26 protein-coding genes are annotated in these 22994 nt (G+C 55.7%); 16 read left to right on the top strand and 10 right to left on the bottom strand.

The genetic code is table 11. The features are described 5' to 3' along the window. The first annotated feature begins 40 nt into the window (after positions 1-40). The 9 genes from fdhD to P0119_10655 all read left to right on the top strand — a co-directional run bounded on the left by fdhD (position 41) and on the right by P0119_10655 (position 5180). Entirely contained in the window at positions 41-826 is a 786-nt protein-coding gene (gene fdhD, locus P0119_10695) for a formate dehydrogenase accessory sulfurtransferase FdhD (protein ID MDF0666522.1), read from the top strand. Between the two features lie 19 nt (positions 827-845). Next, entirely contained in the window at positions 846-1622 is a 777-nt protein-coding gene (locus tag P0119_10690) for a class I SAM-dependent methyltransferase (GenBank protein MDF0666521.1), read from the top strand. Positions 1623-1935: 313 nt separating this feature from the next. Continuing rightward, positions 1936-2139, top strand: a complete 204-nt coding sequence (locus P0119_10685) for a hypothetical protein (GenBank protein MDF0666520.1) — start codon at positions 1936-1938, stop codon at positions 2137-2139. 399 nt (positions 2140-2538) lie between these two features. Beyond that, entirely contained in the window at positions 2539-2865 is a 327-nt protein-coding gene (locus tag P0119_10680) for a PilZ domain-containing protein (GenBank protein MDF0666519.1), read from the top strand. Positions 2866-2917: 52 nt separating this feature from the next. Continuing rightward, the gene (locus P0119_10675) at positions 2918-3187 is read left to right on the top strand and encodes a hypothetical protein (protein ID MDF0666518.1); all 270 of its coding nucleotides are present in this window, start codon (positions 2918-2920) and stop codon (positions 3185-3187) included. A gap of 32 nt (positions 3188-3219) precedes the next feature. Next, the gene (locus P0119_10670; protein MDF0666517.1) at positions 3220-3786 is read left to right on the top strand and encodes an ankyrin repeat domain-containing protein; all 567 of its coding nucleotides are present in this window, start codon (positions 3220-3222) and stop codon (positions 3784-3786) included. 659 nt (positions 3787-4445) lie between these two features. Next, positions 4446-4649: a hypothetical protein gene (locus P0119_10665; GenBank protein ID MDF0666516.1), complete on the top strand. Its 204-nt coding sequence runs from the start codon at positions 4446-4448 to the stop codon at positions 4647-4649. Between the two features lie 62 nt (positions 4650-4711). Then, positions 4712-5017, top strand: coding sequence for a hypothetical protein (locus tag P0119_10660; GenBank protein ID MDF0666515.1), 306 nt, complete (start codon positions 4712-4714; stop codon positions 5015-5017). A gap of 19 nt (positions 5018-5036) precedes the next feature. Further along, positions 5037-5180, top strand: a complete 144-nt coding sequence (locus tag P0119_10655) for a hypothetical protein (GenBank protein MDF0666514.1) — start codon at positions 5037-5039, stop codon at positions 5178-5180. Positions 5181-5373: 193 nt separating this feature from the next. On the opposite strand, the gene P0119_10650 is transcribed toward P0119_10655, so the two are convergent. Both P0119_10650 and P0119_10645 read right to left on the bottom strand, forming a co-directional pair. Further along, positions 5374-5823, bottom strand: a complete 450-nt coding sequence (locus P0119_10650) for an Hsp20/alpha crystallin family protein (GenBank protein ID MDF0666513.1) — start codon at positions 5821-5823, stop codon at positions 5374-5376. Positions 5824-5958: 135 nt separating this feature from the next. Further along, positions 5959-7092 carry a citrate synthase gene (locus P0119_10645; GenBank protein ID MDF0666512.1) on the bottom strand — a complete coding sequence of 378 codons (1134 nt, stop codon included), beginning with the start codon at positions 7090-7092 and terminating at the stop codon, positions 5959-5961. A 161-nt stretch (positions 7093-7253) separates the two neighbouring features. On the opposite strand from P0119_10645, the gene P0119_10640 reads away from it, so the two are divergent. Further along, positions 7254-7646 carry a hypothetical protein gene (locus P0119_10640; GenBank protein MDF0666511.1) on the top strand — a complete coding sequence of 131 codons (393 nt, stop codon included), beginning with the start codon at positions 7254-7256 and terminating at the stop codon, positions 7644-7646. A gap of 12 nt (positions 7647-7658) precedes the next feature. Here the strand turns inward: P0119_10640 and P0119_10635 are convergent, their stop codons facing one another. Continuing rightward, a complete protein-coding gene (locus P0119_10635; GenBank protein ID MDF0666510.1) occupies positions 7659-8030 on the bottom strand; it encodes a hypothetical protein in 372 nt (123 codons plus the stop codon). 85 nt (positions 8031-8115) lie between these two features. Between P0119_10635 and arsC the strand changes: the two genes are divergently transcribed. Further along, positions 8116-8466, top strand: coding sequence for an arsenate reductase (glutaredoxin) (gene arsC, locus P0119_10630; GenBank protein ID MDF0666509.1), 351 nt, complete (start codon positions 8116-8118; stop codon positions 8464-8466). 203 nt (positions 8467-8669) lie between these two features. On the opposite strand, the gene rnd is transcribed toward arsC, so the two are convergent. The 3 genes from rnd to P0119_10615 form a co-directional block, all read right to left on the bottom strand. Beyond that, complete coding sequence (gene rnd, locus P0119_10625; GenBank protein ID MDF0666508.1) at positions 8670-9875, bottom strand: ribonuclease D; 1206 nt, start codon at positions 9873-9875, stop codon at positions 8670-8672. A gap of 13 nt (positions 9876-9888) precedes the next feature. After that, complete coding sequence (locus tag P0119_10620; protein MDF0666507.1) at positions 9889-10518, bottom strand: J domain-containing protein; 630 nt, start codon at positions 10516-10518, stop codon at positions 9889-9891. 99 nt (positions 10519-10617) lie between these two features. After that, the gene (locus P0119_10615) at positions 10618-12060 is read right to left on the bottom strand and encodes an NAD-dependent malic enzyme (protein MDF0666506.1); all 1443 of its coding nucleotides are present in this window, start codon (positions 12058-12060) and stop codon (positions 10618-10620) included. Between the two features lie 135 nt (positions 12061-12195). On the opposite strand from P0119_10615, the gene P0119_10610 reads away from it, so the two are divergent. From P0119_10610 to P0119_10590, 5 genes are all read left to right on the top strand, one after another. After that, on the top strand, positions 12196-15879 hold the full coding sequence (locus tag P0119_10610) for an aldo/keto reductase (GenBank protein MDF0666505.1): 3684 nt from the start codon (positions 12196-12198) through the stop codon (positions 15877-15879). Between the two features lie 30 nt (positions 15880-15909). Beyond that, positions 15910-16482, top strand: a complete 573-nt coding sequence (locus tag P0119_10605; protein ID MDF0666504.1) for an OmpA family protein — start codon at positions 15910-15912, stop codon at positions 16480-16482. A 122-nt stretch (positions 16483-16604) separates the two neighbouring features. Next, positions 16605-18155, top strand: coding sequence for a Ppx/GppA phosphatase family protein (locus P0119_10600; GenBank protein ID MDF0666503.1), 1551 nt, complete (start codon positions 16605-16607; stop codon positions 18153-18155). After that, entirely contained in the window at positions 18152-18901 is a 750-nt protein-coding gene (gene tmk, locus P0119_10595; protein ID MDF0666502.1) for a dTMP kinase, read from the top strand. Before P0119_10600 ends, tmk begins: the two co-directional genes overlap by 4 nt. Next, positions 18849-19571: a hypothetical protein gene (locus P0119_10590; protein MDF0666501.1), complete on the top strand. Its 723-nt coding sequence runs from the start codon at positions 18849-18851 to the stop codon at positions 19569-19571. The genes tmk and P0119_10590 overlap by 53 nt, the downstream gene beginning before the upstream one ends. Here P0119_10590 and P0119_10585 read toward each other — a convergent pair. From P0119_10585 to P0119_10570, 4 genes are all read right to left on the bottom strand, one after another. Next, complete coding sequence (locus tag P0119_10585; GenBank protein MDF0666500.1) at positions 19568-20101, bottom strand: histidine phosphatase family protein; 534 nt, start codon at positions 20099-20101, stop codon at positions 19568-19570. The genes P0119_10590 and P0119_10585 overlap by 4 nt on opposite strands. A 171-nt stretch (positions 20102-20272) precedes the next feature. Beyond that, positions 20273-20701: a tetratricopeptide repeat protein gene (locus P0119_10580; protein ID MDF0666499.1), complete on the bottom strand. Its 429-nt coding sequence runs from the start codon at positions 20699-20701 to the stop codon at positions 20273-20275. Between the two features lie 18 nt (positions 20702-20719). Beyond that, positions 20720-22126, bottom strand: a complete 1407-nt coding sequence (locus P0119_10575; protein MDF0666498.1) for an AAA family ATPase — start codon at positions 22124-22126, stop codon at positions 20720-20722. 31 nt (positions 22127-22157) lie between these two features. Further along, positions 22158-22985, bottom strand: a complete 828-nt coding sequence (locus P0119_10570) for a CpsD/CapB family tyrosine-protein kinase (protein ID MDF0666497.1) — start codon at positions 22983-22985, stop codon at positions 22158-22160. Between the last annotated feature and the right edge of the window lie 9 nt (positions 22986-22994).

Below are 22994 nucleotides of genomic sequence, written 5' to 3'. Positions count from 1 at the left end.
CATAACGGCCGTCCCCGTGCGCCCTGTGGAGGTCACGGGAGTGACCGAATGGCAGGAGGGCAAAGTCTCTCGGTTTGAAGATTACCTCGTCGGAGAAGAACCGCTTGAGATTCGTATCGGCTCCAACCCAATCAGCATCACCATGCGCACACCAGGACAGGATCTTGAGTTAGCCTCTGGATTCCTACTGACGGAAGGCGTGATTACGAGCGCCGAGGAAATCGTCACGCTCCGGCAAGTCACTACCGGCAACCATAAACACAATGTTGTCCGTGTGGATCTCGTCCGAAGTGTCCGGTCCAAACCAGCCGCGCTACAACGAAATTTTTTGACGTCATCAAGCTGCGGTCTTTGCGGCAAGGCCTCCATCGACGCGGTGCGGGTGCGTGGTATCGTCCGGCCCAATCCAAATCTGCGTGTCTCCCCAGAGGTCTTGTGCGTTCTGCCTAAAACCTTGCGCTCATCCCAGACTCTCTTCGGCCGAACCGGCGGGCTCCACGCAGTTGGTCTATTCGATACGACAGGGAAATTGATTGCGCTGCGGGAGGATGTGGGACGCCATAACGCCCTGGACAAGCTGATCGGTTGGGCTCTACTGGAACAACGTCTGCCGCTCGACGAATCCATCTTGCTCGTGAGCGGGAGGGGAAGTTTTGAAATCGTCCAAAAAGCTCTGGTCGCCGGGCTCCCTGTCGTCGCCTGTGTCTCCGCCCCGTCCAGCCTGGCGGTCCAACTCGCCTGGGAATTTAATTTGACGCTCGTCGGCTTCCTGCGCGGCAAACGATTCGTCGTCTATACAGGTGAAGATCGTGTCCCAATGGCCTAACAACGGAACCTAACGTCGCATGACAGACCAAGAACGTATTCGCATCTTTGATTCCCAAGGAGAGGCCTATAAGCAAGCCTTTCAAATATTCCTCCAACACACGGACCAGAAGCGGAATGCTAAACGTTGGTTGCAGGGAGTGGTGGAGAGATTACCGGCTCATCGGGTCTTCATCGACGCCGGCGCGGGGAATGGTGAAGTGACACAGTCTTTCGCGGGCGCCTTTACCCGCACCATCGCCATTGAGCCGAACACCCATCTCCGAACACAGTTACAGCAGACGCTTCCGACCATCGAGGTGATCGGCCTACCGATCCTGGCAGCCCAGCCTGATGCGCCGGGCGATCTGGTCCTCTGCTCCCAGACGTTCTATTACATTCCGGCTGAGGAATGGCCGGCTCACCTGGAACGCCTCGTCTCATGGATGTCGCCGACCGGCGTGACGATCGTGGTGCTGCAACATCGAGAAAGCGGGTGCATGAACATGTTGTACCACTTCTTCGGTCACCGGTTTGAATTGCGTCAAGCCGCCGACGCCTTTCGTGCCAAGCATCCGGACCAGTATGATGTCACGATCGCGCTGGATCCTGCGCACGTCGACACGCCGGACTTGGACAAGGCCTGCGCCGTTGCGGAATTTATGCTCAACTTGGTGGAGATCACCGATGCACCCACCAGGCACGACATGGAAACCTACGTTCGGACCCACTTCGCAACGCACGACGGGAGGTACCGCATCCCGGTGCATCAAGATTTCCTTATGATCAGCCGCCGACCAAACGGGCAAGAGGCGTGAGTGTTTGGATGAGCGGGAAATACCTTAGCAGCCCTACCGCCCACTCTCTCTGCATGATTCTCGTCCTTGACGCAAGCCCGCGGTTTAACCGATTACGATTGCATTTCAACACCAGAGGGTAGCGGCAGGCTAATGTTACGAGCTTCACCGGACCAAGACCGTGCTAATATCACCCCGAATCGACGGGCATGCCCACTGTACTACGATCAGGCCCTATCGCTTTTTCTTTTATGCAGGCGAGCGTGATGAGCCGCGACATGTGCAAGTGGAGCGCGAGGACAAGGTGGCGATGCGAATTCTAAGGAGCTGACGCATGCCCGCTGATAAATCGCAGCGTGAAGGAAGCCTCGTTATTGCAGCCTTGATCGTGTTGAGTCTTGTGTTTGCCGGTCATTGGATCGTGAGCTACGTAAAGCACACCGATCCATGGGTTATCTTGCCTTGGTATGGGATGGTCGCAACCGTGATCATCGTCGTTGGCATTGTTACCATCCTGCGCCACGGCCGAGACAAATGAATCAATACTTGGACTAAGAGTCAGGGGAGCAGCTTGATCGGACTTGAATCATGGATAGCCCAGCTTCGCCGCTTCTGCATCGCCTATGCCGTCGATCAGAAGAGACGAATCATTCGCCCGATGGCCGTTGGTCACCGTCGATCTGCGCATGAGGAGTTGACAGAGCGGCTTCGAAGAAAGACCCGAGAATCGCCATCCGTCAGTTGCCCCTCACCTACTTCGACATTCCCGGCACTCCACCGCCGGGTTCATATTGCCTTTTCGATGATAGAAGAGTATTTTCCAGACCATTCATTATTCGACTAATCGAAATTGATGCGTCCCTTTGGGGATGCTGATCGAGACGGCGATACGTGGCATAGGCTGTTCTAAAGGCAATTCCATAAAAGGAGGGGCCTTATGTATCAGCGTCGCTGCGCCAGGTACCCGGTGCATTTTCGAAGCAGCTTATCAACGCCGGAAATTCCAGAAGGGACAGGAACAGCCATAGACCTGTCTATCCGAGGCTGTCGAGTCCAAAGCTTCATTCCCGTACTGGTTGGAATACGCATGAAGCTTTCTATCGATGTCCCGGAACCCATGACGACCATCGAGGTGGAGCAGGCGGTTGTCCGCTGGGTGTCCAGTCAAGAATTTGGAATCGAATTTGCCTCCATCTCTCCAGAACAGTTTGAGCGGTTGACAAAAATCATTCAGCAGCTTCCTTCTGTCCCTGATCGAGGATAGTGGCTTCCTGCGGCATTGCTTTTCCCGGTCATTCAGTCTATACAAACGCGCTATGACTGATGCACAGGTTGAAGAAATTAAGCGACACTTTGGCGTAGTCCCCGAAGCCCTCCAAAGTAACATCCGCCAAATCGCGGAAGGCCATTCGGATATTCGGCATGAATTGCAGGAGATCCGAGATGAATTCCGCGATGAATTCAAAGAAATGCGCGCGCTCATGCGACTTTCTTTTTCACAGCTCGACCAACGAATCCGCACACTCGAAACAGACATCTCCATGCTCAAAGCCAGGATGGACCGTCTCGAAACCCAGCGCATCTAATCTCCTGCCGACGTTTCTGCTGGCAAGGATCCATGGCAAAAGCTACGGTCCATCTATCGATGAGTTGTGTATGGTATTTCGGCCTGTCAGCCCTCTGTACGCTCACTCTCGTGAGCGGCTGTGGCACAACCTCGGAAGAGAAACTCCGACTGGCCGCAGCGGAGGGAAATGTTCTCCGAGTGGAGACATTCCTGGGACAGGGAATCAACCCGCAGGCAGCCGATGAGCGCGGGGTGACTCCGCTCTTCTTGGCTGCACAGCATGGACATCGGGACGTGGCGGCACTCTTACTGAAACAAGGCGCCGCAATGAATCACGCAAGGCAGGATGGAGTCGCGCCGATTTTCATCGCGGCACAAGAAGGACAGCGAGATGTGGTGGCGCTCCTTTTGGAAAAAGGAGCGGATGTGAATACTCAGGCGCGAATCGGGGGAGTGACACTTCTGCATATTGGGGCGTACCGAGGTGATCAGGAGCTCATCACCCTTCTGCTCCAACATGGAGCGGACAAGAATGCCAGAATGTCATCAGGCGAACGCCCGGTGGATTTGGCCGATAAACAAGGCCACCAGTCGCTGATTCCACTCCTCGAACCATGACCTGCTCAGTGTAGGTGAGCCCCAGACCGGAAGCGATTCAACTGCCTCAACGTACCAGATGTAAGGAACGTCTGATTCATTCACGTGTGTACTGAGCAATCTGTTTCTGGGTTGGTTAACGAGCACAACCAGCATCGGACCGAGATCGCCAGGGATCGCTTTATCGGAGGTTCGCCCACCGTCGGGCCGCCCGTTACCCCGTTCGCACCCAGGCCCTGCTTGACGGCCAGACGGCAACTGCTGTAGAAGGGCCGCGTGTCGATGACGTTGCTGATCTTGGTGAAGGCGAAGAGTACGTGGACGGCACGGCGCTCTAACCCAACGTTGCACCGCTCCAGTCGGCCCAAAGTACAGTGATGAAGGACGTTCGATCTCTCTTGACCACTCACAGACTCTATGTCGCTCCAGATCCTCGAGCAAGCCCATGATTCATGATGACGGCGATGCAAGCTATCAGGGGTTCTTCCGACAGGCACGCTTCATCGACGACCAGATTCGCCAACGCTCAACCGTCTTGTGTTCGATGAACGAATTTGCTCAACGCACAAGCAGTCGAGCGTTTCGTCGACGACCAGCGCCGACTTCCCTCCTGTATTCCTGCAAGTTGTTGGTGGGATCGAAGCGATAAGACTGCAATGCGGATTTTCAAGAGCTGACGCATGACCGCTGATAAGTCGCAGCGTGAAGGAAGCCTCATTGTTGCAGCGCTGATCGTGTTGAGCCTTGTGTTTGCCGGTCATTGGATCGTGAGCTACGTCAAGCACACCGATCCATGGGCCATCCTGCCCTGGTATGGGATAGTCGCAGCCGTGATCATCATCATTGGCATTGTTACCATCCTGCGCCGCGGCCGGGACAAATGAATCAATACTTGGACAAAGATCAGGGGGTTAGGAGCGCTATATTACACTGGTGATTTGTTGCTATGAGGTTCACTACGGCCGTCGCTTACAAGAAAGATGAACTGCTCAGTGCATCGAAAGTCCCTCGGTGCTTCGGGCAAGTACTGGCTGATTTGAGCGAAAAACGCCGTCGTCGCCTGGCCATCGTCAAAAACAATCATCTGGAGGCCATTCTCCTTCCCGTCGATGAGTACGAAACCATGGCGGAGGCTCTCAGTCTCCTGGAACATCTTGAGATCTACCGGCTGGTGCAAGAACGAAAAGATCGCAAGCCCAGTAAGTCCATCCGCCTTACTGCCTTGGTCAAGGAACAACGCCTCGCGCTATAGCGTCACGCTCACGGCGGACGTGGCAGACGATTTTCGCCGTCTCAATGGCGCCCTGAAGCAACCGGTTGCCAAGCAACTCAAGAAGCTCGAAACGGCTCCCCTCCTCGAAGGGCATCTCGGCAACAAGGCAGGCCTCGACCTCACAGGCTATTACAAGCTCTAGGTAGCCAAGAAGAGCGTCAGAATCGTCTACTGTATCATCGAGCGAGAGGTGATCGTGGAAGTCGTGGCGATCGGTAAGCGAGAAGAACTTGCGGTGTATCGTACTTCCCTGAAACGAATCCGATGAAGCGGCACAAATAAAAAGGCCCGCCTGATGAGGCGGGCCTTTGTTCTAAGAAACCTTTGAAACCAGCTTACGCTACCTTGACTTCGATGGCCTTCGGTTTGGCCTTCTCCGATTTCGGCAGATGGAGATTGAGCACTCCATCCTTGAACTCCGCCTTGACCTTCTCATCGTCAATCACATCGGGCAAGGAGAAGGTTCGGACGAAGCTGCCATAGGATCGCTCAATCCGATGGAACTTCTTCCCCTTCTCTTCCTTCTCATGTTTGCGCTCGCCTTGGATCGTGAGCACACCATCCTCGAGCGTAACCTTCACATCCTCCTTCTTCACATCCGGAATCTCGGCCTTGATCTGGTATTCGCCCTCGGTCTCACTGATATCGACCGACGGCGTCCAGTCCGCCACGATCATGGTCTCCTTCCCATCGGTGCGTGCCGCAGCCGGACGAGCGAACATTCTGTTCAACCGATCTGAAACTTCTTCTAACTCCCTAAACGGATCCCATCGTACGAGTGTCATAGCAACCTCCTTCGTGACTTTCCTTTATGATTGTCCGACTAAACCTACTGGCGCTGCGCCGATTCGCCTGTATGGTTCCTAGATAAATCGACAAAGGGGGAAGTCAAGAGTTTGAGGGCCTTGTCAATCCGTGGATTATCGCTGATCAATGGGCACGTACGGCCGGTTATGCTCGCCGGAGTAGATCTGGTCCGGCCTGAACAGCTTGTTTTCGCGCAACTGCTCCAGCCAATGGGCCAACCAGCCCGACACGCGCGACATGGCAAAGAGCGGAGTAAAGAGATCGACATCGATACCCATCTTGTCGTAAATAATTCCCGAGTAGAAATCGACATTGGGATAGATGTCCTTGTCCTTCAGCATTGTTCCGGCCGCCGCCTCCACTTCCAATGCGATTTCATACAGGGGCGAGCTTCCGCATTCTTTGAAAAGGCGCCGACAGAGTTCCTGCAGTACGGTGGCACGAGGATCTTTGACCTTGTAGACGCGATGGCCGAACCCCATCAGTTTTTTCTTGTTCTGCAGGGCATGCTCAACATACAGCCGCGCCTTATCGAGAGTTCCAATCTCTTGGAGCATCACCACCACTTCTTCATTCGCGCCACCGTGCAAGGGACCCTTCAAAGCGCCGATCGACGAGGCCACGACGGTATAGGGATCGGCCAGGGTTGATGCCGTGACCAGTCCCGTAAAGGTGGACGCGTTCATGGTGTGTTCGGCATGGAGGATGAGGCAATCATCGAATATTTCGTCCCACAAGAGAGGGACGACAGATTCCGTCAGCATATAGAAGAAGTTCTCGCTGAACCCCAGATCGTCGCGCGGCATGATCGGAGCATCGCCATGGCGAAGCCTTGCCCAGGCCGCCACGATCGTCGGCAATTTGGCGATCAGTCGCACCGCGCTCCAATAATTGTTCTGGACGTCCTTGACGTTGCGGCCCGGATAAAACATGCCGAGCGCCGCCACTGCCGCCTGGAGCGCATCCATGGGATGACCCTGTTCCGGCAAACTTTTCAACAAATCGATGATGCGAAATTTGATGCGCCGATGATGGGTGACGTCGGTGACCCACCGTTGGAATTCAGTCGCTGAAGGAAGCTGTCCGAAAAGAAGCAGATACGCCGTTTCCAGGTACGAGGAATTCGAACACAGTGTTTCGACTCGAATCCCGCGGTATTCCAGAACGCCGCGTTGACCATCGACATCGCTGATCGATGAGGTAGCAGCCGGGACTCCGGCTAATCCCGGCATGAAATCATGTGGCATGATGGACCCTCAGATTAAAAGAGATCTTGCTTTGTCTATTACTACCCTACCATGACGGTGCGTCATTCTTGCAATGGAAAATCATGATTGGCATACTAAGCCGTGCATGATCGACATGATCGCATGCTCGGATGGTATAGGGGCATGGATCAGAGATGTGAATGAAACGACCAGCCGCGATCATTTGTTGCTTGTTGATCATGCCGGCGGGGATCATGACCGTCTCAAGCACCATGGCGAGCGACACAACAATCGCGTTCGCCGTCGTCAGCGAACCTCCTAAGGACAAGACACGGATTCCAGCAAAGGTCGCGATCGAGGATACGGTCGCGGACATGAATCTGCTTGCATCCGACCAGATGCTGTCCAATTTAGTCTGGAAAACACTCGAAATCTGTCATGCGCTCAAACTCGAAGGGCAGAAGTCTTCGGACGGATTCCGTGTTCTCTCGGTGCGTGCGATCGACGCAGCCATGTTACCGATGGTGTTGCAGGGGGTCGCGGGAGATTGCCTGTTGAAAAAAGCCTTGGAAGTGGCTCCCTTTGTCGACTAACATCCGGGGTGATCAGGCTGCACAGTCTGGACACTGTTCTGGTTCATGGTCAGACTCCTGTTCCTCCATGGTAAGAGGAAAGTGTATCCCGCAGGCTCGACATGACCGAATCTCAAAATACGGAACGCCATGCTCATCAATTTCAGTGGGAAGCAGGAGCTCTTGAGGGTCATAGCCCACGAGTCCCTCATCGCTAAACTTCACAACGGCCAGCCGGTCGTTGAAGGCTTCAAAAGTTGCTTCTTGTTTTTTACGGGCGAGCACATGCCCAAGGACAAAGACGGGCTGGCCCTTACGCTTGATACGGAGATCCTTGAGTGTTCGTTGAGCGGCATTGGCGCAGGCGAACTGACCGGTGGAGCTGGTTCCAATCCACGGCATCATGATCCTCTTTCAGGCATCTCCCCGGTTGGGATCTAACACAGACTGAAAAAAATCGTCAAGACGCGTTTTTTCACAAGGAGTGACTATGGCGGAGATCACGATCTATCACAAACCGACCTGCACCACATGTCGACAGGCCGTACAGCTGCTCAAGGACAGCGGGACCCCCTTTACAGCCGTCAACTACTACGAGCGTCCGTTTACCAAAGCTCAGCTTAAAACGCTCTTGAAGAGGGCCAATCTTTCCCCTAAGGACGTACTTCGAACTAAAGAAGACCTGTATCGTGAACTCGGCCTGGCGAAGAAACAGCTCTCGGACGATGAGCTACTCGACCTAATGGTGAAACACCCAGATCTTATTCAACGGCCGATCGTGGAGAGAGGCGACCAGGCCATGCTGGCGCGACCAGCTGACTCTATCAAGAAGCTATTGTAGATCATAGCTTTAAATTCATAAACATAAAGTTACACTGTATGTCATAGGATGATGGCGAAAAGGCTCATCCGTCTCACCCTCCGAACCTTGGCGCTCGGAGCCATCCTTTGCCAGATAAGGCCGCAGCGAGTGAACGGCTGAGGTATACATGGTTGATACGTTGAACGGTGCGAGAACGTTTACAGCATTCTCAAGCTCAATCGCTAGCCATTGGTGGTCGGCGCGGACAGAGACCACCGAATCGTCCTGCTGTGTGGATCAACGGTGAAGGCGACCTTTCCGTTCAGCGCGTCAAGCAGGAGCTCACCTACCAAGATTCGTCTCCATCCCTTCAGGAGTGGGAGATCCGGCGTTGACCGATTCGTCTTGGCATCGACCAATTCCTGGAGATCGGCGCTCGTCGCCAACAGGGTCGGGGCAATCTCTTCCTCCGTGGCGCGAGCCTTCACGATCGCCTGAAGCAATTCGACGAGTCCGTTCGATTCCGGTTCAGATTTTCGTGCTTTCGGAAGCACCGGCCACGCCGAGGGGGGAAGCGCAATCGCCATGTGAATCGTGGCAAGGATCGACTCTCCATTGCGGTCTACTTCTGAAGCGTGGAGACCTCTGACGTTGCGCAACTCATCCTGGCGCCGCGGAGGATGCCGCGCCAGCTGAAGCAGCACTTCATCCCGGACGATCCGGCTCCGAGGCACATTCCTCCTTTTCGCTTCCCCCTCGCGCCAGGCTGCAAGTTCCCGAAGTACGGCAGCCGCGTTCGGCTTCAGCTGATCCCATCCTCTGATGCGTTGATACCGTTCTTGTGGCTCGCGACGAGTCTCGCCCACGACACCCTCAAGGCGAGAGAACTCTTCCTGAGCCCACTGAAGCCTTCCAAGCTTCGACAGTCGGCTGTGCAAATGGTCATGGATGGCCAACAAAAACGTCACATCCTCCAGCGCGTAGGCCAGTTGATCTTGGGACAAGGGGCGGGCACTCCAATTCGTAAAGGTATGGGCTTTGTCCAGCCTTCTTCCATGCACCCGTTGCACAAGGTTGGCATAGGCGACCTGAGGGCCGAAGCCGACCAGCGCCGCTGCAATCTGGGTGTCGAAGAATGGTTTGGGGATTTGCCCAGCGTGGACTGCGAAGAGATCCAGATCTTGCCGCCCCGCATGTACGACCTTCTGAATCCTCGAATCGCAGACAATCTCCCAGAACCCATCGAAGGCTTCTCTTGAGAGGACGGCTGGAAAATCGATAATGGCCGCAGTGTGGTCGGTGGCGACTTGAATGAGTTCGAGCTTCGGCACAAAACTCTCCTCGCCCACGAATTCCGTATCGAGCGCCAGGCGCGGGCTGTCCCGCAGTTGCGCGCACAATTCGTTGAGTGTGGCCGCGCTCGTGATGTACTGATGTGGGGTGGGCATCGTCACCGGTGCGTTACTCAGATGGGCTATAGCGGCGATCCGGAGGAGGCATGGGTTCCGTATTACTGAGACTGAGGTATTCCTTCAGAAACTGATAGGCTTCCAACATGCGCCGGAGCTCCGGTTCAGCACTGCGATCGCCGCTGTTCGCGTCAGGATGGAGTTGCTTCGCCTTGGTTCGGAACGCTGCGGTGACGTCGGCGAGAGAGCTGCCGAATTCCACACCCATGATCGCATAGGCATCCACCGCGTTATTCACGGCACGGGGATTCTGGGACAGCTGTCCTGTTCCACCGGCGGCTTTGAGCATATCGGCGAGACTGACTCGTTTGCGACGTCGTCGCGGGCGTTCGCGAATTTCGCTGTCGAATTCATCCCAACGCTCTTCGACGAACTCCAGCCGGGACTCCAACCGCATGGCTCCGGCCAAATCTCGAATCGCCTCCAACTCTTCCTCGATTTCGACGAGGGACTTGATGATTTCCTCGAGTCCCTGCTCCACCTGAAAGAACCCGTCCACACGATCTTCCATCATCGTATCGACGGCACATTCCAAGCTGTCCTCCGTCTTTAAACGCAGTGAACCGATGCGTTGCTGCATCCCGCTTCGGAATTTCACAAATTTCGCGGTTGAGAACGGCATGGTTCCTCGGCCTTCCAAGAAGCCGCATTGTACCACAGCCACCAGGACAGCCTGAAGACCGCAGCAGACTGTGTGTTTCCCATAGGGGCGACGTGACGCTTACTCAAGGATGGAGGGGTCGTCCGCCTTAGCCCGTCGTCTGGCCACTCCACTGGCGCGCGCAGCGGCAGCGACCGCCCGCGCGACACGCGGGACAACGTCCTTGTCAAACACGCTGGGGATGATATAGTCCTCACTCAACGTATTTTCAGGAATCACCTGGGCAATGGCCTGTGCCGCGGCCAACTTCATCGCTTCGTTGATCTCGCTGGCTTGGACATCGAGCGCACCGCGGAAAATTCCTGGAAATGCAAGTGCATTGTTAATCTGATTCGGATAATCCGATCGCCCCGTCGCAAAGATCCCACAGTGGGAAACCCCAAGCTCGGGAGAAACTTCTGGATCTGGGTTGGCCAACGCAAAGACGATTCGATTGGGAGCCATCAGATCGAGATCGTCGACCGTCACCACGTTGCCGACGGATAGACCGATAAAGACATCGGCGCCTTTCAACGCGTCCCGTAAGGTTCCTTTCGGACTGTGCGGCACCAAACAGGCGCGAAGATCGGTTCGGCAGGCTCGTAGTTGCTCGGCTTCGCCGTACAGGATGATGCCCTCCTTGTCGCATCCCAGCACATGTGCCGCGCCGGCAGCCAACAAGATTCGACAGCATGCCGTGCCGGCGGCACCGAGCCCATTGACGACGATCCGAACCTGTTCCAGCTGTTTCCCCGTGACCCTCAGCGCATTCGACAGTGCTGCCAAGAGAACCACGGCCGTGCCGTGCTGGTCATCATGCATCACAGGAATATCAAGCGATTTTTTTAGTTCTTGCTCGATCTCGAAGCAACGCGGGGCGCTGATGTCTTCCAAATTGACGCCGCCGAATCCAGGCGCGATCCCTTGGATGATCCGCACGATTTCGTCCGGCTCTTGCGTCTTCAGGCAGATCGGCCAGGCATCGATATTCGCCAGCTCTTTAAAGAGCATCACCTTGCCTTCCATGACAGGAAGGGCCGCCTCCGGACCAAGATTGCCCAGCCCCAACACCGCGGACCCGTCCGAGACGACCGCCACGCTATTGCTCTTGCTCGTAAAGGTGTAGACTTTCGACTTGTCTTTCGCGATCGCTTGAGAAACACGACCGACGCCCGGTGTATACACCATGGAGAGCACGTGTCTGGTACTGATCGGGAACTTGTTCCCCACCCGAATTTTGCCTCCAAGATGGAGGAGGAAAATTCGATCGGATGCAGAGAGCACGACGACGTCCGGCAACTCGCCTAAACGAGCGACAACTCTTTCGCCATGCTGCTCACTCTGAACATCGAACGTGATATCCCGAACCATGCGGGTCTTCGTCGCCGACACAATATCGACAGCGCCGAGATTGGCCTGCTCTTCCGCCAACAGCGCCGCCACTCTGGCAAAGATGCCCGGCTTGTTCGCCAATTCCAGACGGACAGTCAAACGGTAATTGGAGTAGGGACCGATCTCTCTCATTCGTGTCCTGCTGCTCCTAGACTATCACAACTTCAATCACGACAAGATTGGAATTTCCGACATCTATCGGGCTGGAACGCGACCTGTTCCGCGACTCCGTTGACGCTGTTCTCGTCGCGATGCTAGGTTGACCCAATGTCATCCACTCCTGAGAAACGCACTCCCAATCGACTCATTCACGAAACCAGTCCTTACCTGCTCCAACATGCCTATAACCCCGTAGACTGGTACCCTTGGGGACCGGAAGCCTTGCAGCTGGCCAAAGAAAAGAATCGCCCGATCCTGCTCTCGATCGGCTATTCCGCCTGCCACTGGTGCCATGTCATGGAACGGGAGTCGTTTGAAAACGAGACCATTGCCGAGCTCATGAATCGATGGTTTATCTGTATTAAAGTCGACCGGGAAGAACGGCCCGATCTCGATGAGATTTACATGGCCGCCACGGTCACGATGAATCAGGGTCAAGGCGGTTGGCCCATGACGGTGTTTCTGACGCCCGCACAAGAGCCGTTTTTCGCAGGCACGTATTTTCCTCCTGAAGATCGGTGGGGACGGCCTGGCTTCGGCAATATTCTAAAGCAGATTGCGGACTATTGGGACACACGCCCATCGGAAGTCCTGGAACAGGCCAAAGAGCTGACGGCCCAGTTGCAAGGCTTGAGACAACTCCCCTCTCCCATCTCCATCAGCGAATCGGTGCTCGAAGACGCCGTCGGCCAGTTCAAGGACGAGTTCGACGAAACGCATGGTGGATTCGGAACAGCACCCAAGTTTCCCCCGGCCATGGGCTTGTCGTTCTTACTCCGCAGCCACCGACGCTCTGGCAATCCCCACACGCTCACGATGGTGACCAAAACCCTCGACATGATGGCGGCCGGGGGAATCTACGACCACATCGGCGGTGGTTTTGCGCGCTATTCGACCGATGCCCGCTGGCTGGTGCCGCATTTTGAAAAAATGCTCTATGACAACGCGCTTCTGGCACGGGTGTATGTCGAGGCCTATCAAGTCACCAAGAAGCCGCTCTATCGCCAGGTGGCCACCGAAGTGCTCGACTATGTGCGCCGGGAAATGACAGGACCTGAAGGCGGCTTTTACTCATCGACGGATGCCGACTCTGAAGGTGTCGAAGGAAAGTTCTTTGTGTGGACTCCGGCCGAAGTGCGAAACGTACTCAAGCACGACGAAGACGCACGGAGATTTTGTGCGCTCTACGACATCACGGAATCAGGGAATTGGGAACACACGAACATCCCCAATCGACTGCGACCTCTCGAAGACATAGCCAAACAGCTGAATCTGACGAGGGACGAGTTGATGGAGATCGCATCTCGTGCGAAGCCCCAGTTGTACGAAGCACGCCGACATCGCGTCCCTCCCGGACTGGACGACAAGGTGATCACCGCATGGAACGGCATGATGCTGTCTGCCATGGCCGAGGCAGCCCGAGTGTTTGGACAGGCCAAGTATCTCGAAAGCGCTCAACGGACGGCCGATTTTCTGCTGCGCAGTCACGCCAAACCGGACGGCCGATTGCTGCGCACATCACGCGGCGATCGCGCCCATCTCGACGCCTACCTTGAAGATTATGCGTACCTGACCGAGGGCTTGGTGGATCTGTACGAAGCCGGTTCCACGGAGTCGTACCTGCAGGCCGCCGGCCGGCTGGCGGAGTACTTGATCAGCGACTTTATGGATCAGGAACAGGGCGGGTTTTTCACGACCGCACGACACCATGAATCCCTCATTCTCCGACACCGGGACGGCATGGATGGAGCCACGCCCAGCGCAAACGCCGTCTCCGCTTCAGCACTGGCCCGACTGTCTTTCCACTTTGACCGCGAAGATTGGCACCGCGCCGCGGCTGCTGCCGTACGCGCCTATGGTCGGCAAATAGCCCGTTACCCTCGCGCGTTCGCCAAGAGTCTGGCCGTGGTGGATTTTCTGACCGAAGGACCGGTGGAATTGGCCCTCGTGGGTGATAGCCCACAGGACAATGTTCACGCCCTCCGTGATGCGGTGGCGCGCTGTTACCTTCCCAACCGCATCCTGGCGACTGGTTCGCAGGGGCAACCAACTTCCCTTCCCCTCTTACGAGATAGGCCGGCCATTGCCGGACAACCGACACTCTACATCTGTCGGAATTACACATGCCGGCAACCGATCACCGATTCTCGTTCCGTCGAAGCAGCGTTGCAGGCAGACCAGACTGCATCGACGGATCGAGGAACCGAACCAAGGTTGCTGCGGGGCACCAGTATCTCAGGAAGCGCGACGGCCCAGGGTACGGCGACCTATGCGTCTCGGGTAATGGCACGGACAGGCGAGGCAGGCTCGGCAAACGGCTTTACAATGCTCGGTGCAACCGGCTTGACCACGACCAGGTTAGGGTTCGGAACATATCGGGTTGATATGCAGAATTCTCAATACCGCGAAGCGTTGAAAATGGCGTTGCGATCGTCTTGCAATCTCATCGACACCTCGACGAATTACACCGACGGCGACAGCGAACGGTTGGTGGGGTCTGTGCTGGCCGAGCTTGTTGCCTCGGGTGAGGTTCGCCGTGACGAAATCACCGTCGTCTCCAAAATCGGGTATCTCCAGGGACAGAATCTCAAACTTGCCGAAGCCAAGGAACGGTCCGGCCGTCCCTACCCCGAACTGGTGAAGTATGGGGACGGTATTTGGCATTGCATTCATCCGGAATTCTTGGCGGACCAGCTGACGCTGTCCTTGGATCGGCTTGGACTTGCGACGCTCGATATCTGTCTTTTGCACAATCCGGAATATTTCCTGTTGGAGGCGGCGCATCGTGGAGGCGACAGCCTGGAGAACCTTCGTGACGCCTTCTATGCCCGGATCGAGCGGGCGTTCGTCTACTTCGAAACGCAAATTAGGGCAGGGCGAATCAAATATTACGGTGTATCATCCAACACGGCTACGTCTCCTGCCGATAATCCGGACGCCACCTCTCTGTCGCTGATGATCCAAGCGGCCGAAGCCGCCGCCAAATCCGTAGGAGCTTCGACTCATCACTTTCTAGTCCTTCAATGCCCGATGAATCTCTTCGAATCCGGAGCCGCCGTTGCCGCCAATACTGGACGGTCCGGCTCTCAGACCGTCCTTGAGTATGCACGGCGGAAGAACATCGCCGTCTTGGTGAATCGACCATTGAATGCGATGTTGTCTCACAACAGAATGCTGCGACTGGCGGATCTCCCGCTCGAAGACCCGCCTCTCGACGTCGATCAACAGCTGAGCAAGGTCGGCGCGCTCGAACAGGAATACCGTACTTCCCTCTCGCCGACTATCCCAGCCTCCGGAACAGGGACGGCCCCGGCCGATTACTTCACTTGGTCTGCCGAACTGCGCCGTATTCATGGGCAAATACAGGGGATCGAACATTGGGAACAAATTGAGCATCAGATGATCGCCCCACACACCAACCACGTCTTACAGTTGCTCTCGCGCCAGCTTTCCGGAGACGTGGCCGAACAATGGGAACGCTGGCGGCAACGCTACATTCCGGAGCTGCTGACTCTGCTGCGAGGGTTCCGGCGCGAAGCCACCTTGCGCAGCCAAGCGCAGACCGATCGCGTCGCTCAAAGGATCGACCCGCTCGTGCCGACTTCACATCGCACCGCTTCACTGTCACAAAAAATGTTGTGGCTGCTCACGAGTACGCCCGGAGTCACCTGCGTGTTAAACGGCATGCGCGTGCCAGAATACGTTGAGGATTCGTTGGCAGTCTTAAAATGGGAACCGATCACAGATACCCGGCTGATCTATGAAGCAGCGATGACGCTTCCTCGCCAATGATCGGTTCGTCCTTCACTCGGAGGAGCATCGATGAGACAGGTGCGCTGTATCATGGCGTCGAGCCTATTCGGCTTTACCCTTCTCACCGTACAGGGTTGCGCAATAACAGGGTGGTGGGGATCGGAATCCGGTCAAGAAGAGTCGGCACAAGCAGAGCTGATCAAGGAGCCCGCGATTAAAGAGATTCCTCCTGACGACGACCAACTGACCGACTCGCGGACAAGCCTGGGCATGCGATCAGAACTCTTGTCTCGAAACGCCACCGGCCTCTCCGATGGGACATTGGGCGACGTCCTGTTCGATTTTGATCAGGTCACCATCCGGATGGATGCGATGCGCGTCTTGGAGGCCGATGCCAAGCAACTGCAACAAGACCGAGTGGCAGGCCTCCTCCTGGAAGGACGCGGTGATGAATTCGGCACATCAACGTACAACCTCGTGTTGGGCGAGCGTCGAGCCAGGAATGTGAAATCCTACCTTCAAGAACTGGGGATCTTCATCGATGTCCAAACAACCAGTTACGGGAAAGATCGCCCGCTGTGTTTTGAGTATACCGGCGAATGCAGACAGAGAAACCGGAGCGTCCATTTCGTCGTCAAATAATCCTTCGCCACCATGCTCCCCAGCTGTCATGTCCATACACCGCACAGGTTACACGTTGATTGTTGACAGGCTGCCCGCTCTTTCATTAAGGTCCGTCGATTCTCCAATCGTAGGGAACTGCTGTGTCTAAGCTCGCCGTCATCGACATCGGGACAAACTCCATTCATATGTTGCTGGCTGAGATTCTCCCCGATGCCAGTTTCAAGATACTGGACCGTTTCAAGGACATCACCAGGCTGGGTAACGGCGTCTTTGCCACAAGGCGGCTTTCGGACGAAGCCATGGCCCGTGCGTTGGAAGTCCTGAAAACGTTGGTCACGCTCGCCCGCAACAAGGGATTCGACCGCATCGTCGCAGTCGCGACCAGTGCCGTGCGCGAAGCCCAAAACGGCGGTGATTTCGTCGCCTTGATCATGGAGCACATGGGTCTGAGGGTGCGGGTCATCAGTGGGACAGAAGAAGCCCGACTGATTTTCTTGGGCGTCAAGCACAGCATCGCCCTCCCGGACGGACCGACATTGGTCGTCGACATCGGGGGCGGCTCCGTGGAATTGATCGTCGGGAATCGAGAAGGCTTGATTCACGGCAAGAGTCTCAAACTCGGAGCGATCCGTTTAGCTGAGCAATTCCTTCCCAAAACTCCGCCGTCTGAGTTGATGATGCATGCCATGGACGATGCCGTGCTCGCCCATCTGCGCGACGCGCTCGGATCATTCAAGATGAAGACGTTTCAGTCATTGATCGCCACCTCCGGCATGGCCGGGAATGTCGGTGAAGTCATTCATCTCCGTCAAACCGGACGACCGTTGCCACAGCATAATCTCGCGACGATTCTGCTGAAGGATATCCGCTCTCTCGAAGCCGAGTTGGCGAAGTCATCGGTCAAAGCTCGGTTGGCGATTCCCGGTCTAGACCCCAAGCGGGTCGACACGTTGTTGCCGACCGCCGTGGTCCTCAGATGTCTGCTGGAGCTGTCCGGCCTCAACGAGATCACGCTCTGCGACAGGGCGATTCGAGAGGGTGTCATCTATGATTTTATCGTGCGGCACCGAGAAGGGCTGAAAGCTGAACGTGATATTCCCGACGTTCGTCGTCGAAACGTGATCGGCCTTGCCCGGCGCTGCCATGCACCGGAGGCTCATTCACTGCATGTGGCCGACTTGGCACTGGGTCTGTTCGATCAAACCAAGCAGGAACATCGCTTAGGGCAGCAAGAGCGCACCTGGCTGGAGTACGCAGCCATTCTGCACGATGTCGGATATCTCATCAATCCGAGACAACATCACAAACACGCGTATTATCTCATCAAGAATAGTGACTTGGGTGGATTGACGGCTGAGGAAATCGACGTGGTCGCCAACATCGCCCGCTACCACCGGCGAGCTCTGCCGTCGTTGAAGCACGAAGCACTCGCCTGTCTGACACCCCGCTTGCAACGTGTGGTCAAGATCCTTGCCTCGTTGCTCCGGATCGCCGACGGGCTCGATCGGACGCATTTCTCGCTCGTTCAGGCACTGAGTGTCAAATTCGGGAAACAGATTACCATTGAAGTTCATTTGACAGGAGATGCTGAAATGGAATTGTGGGCCGCGAAGAGCAGAGCCGACCTGTTCGAGCAGGTCTTCCGTCGACGTGTCCAGTTCTCCGGACTACTGAAAACCGATCGATCATGACTGAGCCTCACCTACTCAAGACAGCCTGTCACCCTTACCCAGGGAAGTTGATCATCGTCGAAGGCATCGACGGGTCAGGCAAAAGTACTCAACTGCAACTACTGCATAAGTGGCTCGAGTCCAAGGGGCACAAGGTATTCTTTACCGAATGGAATTCCTCGGCACTCGTGAAAGAAACCACCAAACGAGGGAAAAAATCGAAGAGCCTCACCCCAACAACGTTCAGCTTGCTGCATGCCACTGACTTTGCCAGTCGGCTCTATCATCAGATTCTCCCTCCCCTGAAGGCAGGCATGCTTGTCCTGGCCGATCGCTATATGTATACGGCGTTTGCGCGCGATGTGGTACGAGGCGTGGCGAACGAGTGGGTACGGAAACTCTACGCATTTGCGATCAAGCCGGATATGGCGTTTTATTTCAAAGTCCCCATCGAAGTCGCCATCTCTCGGCTCTCGCGAGGAACTCGTGGCCACTTCAAGTACTATGAAGCCGGTATGGACATGGATCTGAGCCCGGACATCACGGAAAGTTTCCGACTCTTTCAATCACGGATTCTCGCCGAATACAACAAGCTCGTCGACGAATATGGTCTGTTGACGATGGATGCGACCCAAGACATCGAGACCCAGCAGGAACACATGAGGGCGCTGGTGGAAGAAGCGCTCCGTGGCTACAAACCAAGACGAGGCACCTATGGCCGACGCACGCTTTTTTGGCGACGGTTTGAAGTACCTAGATCCGAGTGATCTGAAAGGCAAGTTGATCGCCATTGAAGGAACCGATGGAGTCGGCCGAACGACCCACATCGAGTTGCTGCAAGAGTGGCTGGAGGTGCAGGGGTACGGCGTGATGACGACCGGTTGGACCCGTTCCAACCTCATGTCCAAGACCATCGAAATGGCGAAGGCCGGCAATATCCTCGACCGTTGGTCGCTCAGCCTGCTCTATGCGACGGATTTTGCCGATCGCCTCGAACACCAGGTCATTCCCGCTCTACGATCAGGGTTCGTGGTTTTGGCGGATCGCTATATCTACACGGCGTTCGCGCGTGACTTTGTGCGGAGCGCCGACCGCAAGTGGATCCGCGACGTGTTTGGGTTTGCGTTGATTCCCGACCTGGTGTGTTACCTGCGGATCGATGTTGAAACCCTGGCCCTTCGAGTCATCGAGACGACTGGGATGAACTACTGGGAATCCGGAATGGACCTCCGCCTCGGGGCTGACCTCTACGATAGTTTCAAAAGATATCAATCGCTGCTGATAGAAGAATTCGACAAGATGGCGATGGAGTTTCGCTTCAATGTCGTCGATGCAAGAAAGTCTCCCGAAGAGATTCAGGACGAGCTCCGAGGAGCTATTCTCCCGGTGTTACAGAACCCTAAACCCACAATCGGTACCGAAACGGTGCCGTCTTAATCCTGTCCCAGCCGTTTCTTGCCATGCGTTCGCTTGCCTATGGTCCGCAGCTGCATCGGCTGAAGCAGCCAGCACAGCCGACCCTGGCCAGGTCTAAGACCGTCCGCAGCCTCAAGATAGGCGGCCCCCGCCTTCTTAAGTGGAAAGTTCGGAAGGGTTTTTCCACAGAGCAACAGGCTGACCGCTTCACCGAGCTGAGGTTCATGCCCCACACAGACCACCACAGCATCCGACGGGAGAGTGTGGAACAATCCAACCAGCAGCTCAGCCTTTGCTCCGACCGCCAACTCTTCCCGCGTCTCGACCTTCACAGTTGGACAGACGACAGCGCGTATCAGCCTCGCTGTATCGTACGCCCGCACGAAGGGACTCGTGAATATGTGAGTCGGCTTACAGTCAAGCCCAGCCAACCCTTCGGCAGCCTGCCTGGCGCGATTCTTTCCCTTTTCGGTGAGCGGGCGATTCTCCTCCGCCCCTTCCCACTCATCAGGCTCTACCGCGATCCCGTGACGAATCAGAATACAATCCATAACACCTCCTCTGCATCGTGTCGCGCGAGCCTACCACAGAGAGCCTGTGCACTTAAGACAAGGTTTACATGGGTGGATAGCCAACTCAGTGACCGAGAACTACACTGCTCGCGGCGGCAAAGCTTCACCTATGAATTGCGACCTTCCCGCCCGCTTAACCACTGTCTCGCCCTAGCTCTTTTTCGTAGCCCCTGTCGGGCGGCGGGAGCTCAGCCGCTCAATACGATCAGCGACATCCCGATAGGTCGCATCCTCCCGCCTGATCCAGCGATAGGCTTCCAGCGCTTCCGCCACGCGACCCAAAGATTGCAACGTACGCCCTAGGACATAGAGAATCTGAACGGTTTCATTCGGCGACGCAGGTTTGGCTTTGAGGGCTTTCTGCAAGGCCGGGACGGCCTCCTCATAACGGCCGGACAATTTATAACACAGCCCGATCTGGGCGTACGCCTTCACGGCCCATAGTGGATCGACAGCAACCATTTCTAACTGCTCGATCGCGGCCTTGTGCAACCCGGCTTTTTTCAGCGCGAGTCCCCGTTCATAGCGTTCAGCAGACCTCACTTCAGGGTCGGCTAGGTTCTTGCTGGAATCCGACACGATTCGCCTGCAATCCTCCTACTTCTGAGCGTCGATGAGAAAGCGGTGGACATGATCCACGACGCTACTGAACCAAGAACATTTTTCGTTGACGGATTTCCCCTTGTGACTCAATTGCTTCAGCGTCCGCTCCAACGCTCGTAACCGATCGGCGACATCTCTAAATATTGGGGTTACCTGGTTGACGCGATGATAGACTTCTAGCGCCTGGTCGACCCTCCCGATGGTTTCAAGACTGCGCCCCAATAGATAGAGCACATCAAAGACGTCTTGCTGCTGGGCCGTGGGATCCTCCAAGGCAGTGCGAAACGCCTGTATCGCGGCATGATGCTCGTTCATCTTGACGTAACAGAATCCGATGTGTGAATTGGCCTTGAACCACATTGATTTGTCTCTAGTCGCTGAATGAAACAACTCTACTGCCTCTTTCAATCGCCCTTCCTCTTCAAGCGCCATCGCGCTCGTATAGTCCTCGTCCGGAGAAGTTATCAGATGATCGTCGGACGATTCTGCGCACACAGTGGTCTCCCCTGGACTCGAAATCGGATCATCCATTTCCGAGCGATCTTCCGGCGCCGCGGCAAGTCCGGCCAACTCCTCTTTCGCGGCCAAGGGAAGGATTCCTCCCTTGCTCCGATCAAAGGCTGCTTGGGCCACCACCTTGAAAGTAATGACGCTTGCTTGTTCGGCATACCCGTAGATCAAGGCGGTATCCGACACCTGATTGATCAGTCGCGGGTTCCCTTGACTCAATCGATGCACCAATGCACAAGCCTTGTTCGTAAAGAGGGACGGTTGTCCACCGGCGACTCGTATTCGATGCCGAATACAGTTGGCGGTCTCGATGTCAGAGAGCGGTTTCAGATGATAGTCGACGACGATTCTCTGTGCGAATTGAGTCATATCGAAACGACGGAGCAACGTATGGAGACCAGGTTGGCCTGAAAGGATGATCTGCAGCTTGAGGGTCTTGTCGTCGTTCATGTTGGACAACAACCGTAGTTCTTCAAGCAGCTCAGTGCCCAGACTTTGGGCCTCATCAACGATAAGAATGACCCGCCGTGAACGTTTCGACTCCTGGGACAGAAACTCCGAAAAGAGATGATAGGCCTCGATCGGGTCAAGCCGCTTGGTGCTTAACCCAAGGGACAACAGAATCCACGGCAAGAGCTGCTCAATATCGTAACGGGCATTGGTGACCAGCCCGATTTTATGCTTGCTTCCATGCTCAACGATGAGCTTTTGCAACAGGGAGGTTTTCCCCATGCCTGGATCACCCGTAAGCACCATAAACGGCGCCTGGCTCAGAATGCCGTACTCCAGGAGGCTGTAGGCAGTTTGGTGCTCCGAGCCAGGATAGAGAAAACCGCTGTCCGGCAGGAGCGCGAATGGCTTAGCCTTGAACCGATAAAATGCTTCGTACATGATTACGCCGTTTGATGACCGACATCTGGATCTAGGTGGCCAACATGGTCCTCATCTCTGCAAGAGTCAGAGACGATCGGCCGGCCTTGTTCAACACCGTTCCCAGAACAGGGCGGAAATTCTTGACCAGCGCCAGAGCCCGCTGCAACTCTTCACCCGTGGTCTTTCCCTCCTCAACCACCATGAGAAGGGCGTCTGTGTAGGGGGAGAAGGCCAAGACATCCGCTGTATGGAGCAATGGAGGGAGATCAAATATAACGACTCGGGAGGGATACCGATGTTTCAACTCCTCCACGAGGTCCACCATTTTGGGAGAGGTCAAAATCTCGGTGGAGTTTGAGATCGCCCGCCCCCCGGGCAGCAAGACGAACCGCCCGATACCGGGATGAAGGAGCAGATCCTCGACCGGCTGATCGTCCAACAAGTAGTCGGCAAGGCCAAGACAGTCTTTCAAGCCGAATACCTGATGTACGGTGGGATCCTGCAAGTCCGAGTCGACGAGAAGCACCGTCTGTGTTGTTTCCATGGCTAAACTCACGGCCAAATTGACGGCGGTCAGCGTCTTGCCTTCGCCGTAACCTGGGCTCGTCACTCCCACCACATTCCACCCGTTCTCTCGCAATCGCTGCGTAACCTGTGTTCGGAGGATCTTGTACGCATCGACGAACGGTCCTTTGCGATGAGCCGCCATGACCCGATGCCTGTGTAGCACCGCATGCGGAATGCTCAGCGATCTGGTTCGTGTATAGGTGATCGAGGGCGGCACCGATAGCCTGGCAGCCCGCTTCGGGCTCTCCCCGTCAGACGAGGAACCTTTGAAACCTTTATACAGCTCAAGCGCGGTACGAATACGATCCATGGTTACCTT

It is taken from the genome of Nitrospira sp., from assembly GCA_029194665.1.
Taxonomy (GTDB): domain Bacteria; phylum Nitrospirota; class Nitrospiria; order Nitrospirales; family Nitrospiraceae; genus Nitrospira_D.
Note: the sequence above shows the minus strand (reverse complement) of the source record. Positions and strands in the feature narration are given on the sequence as shown.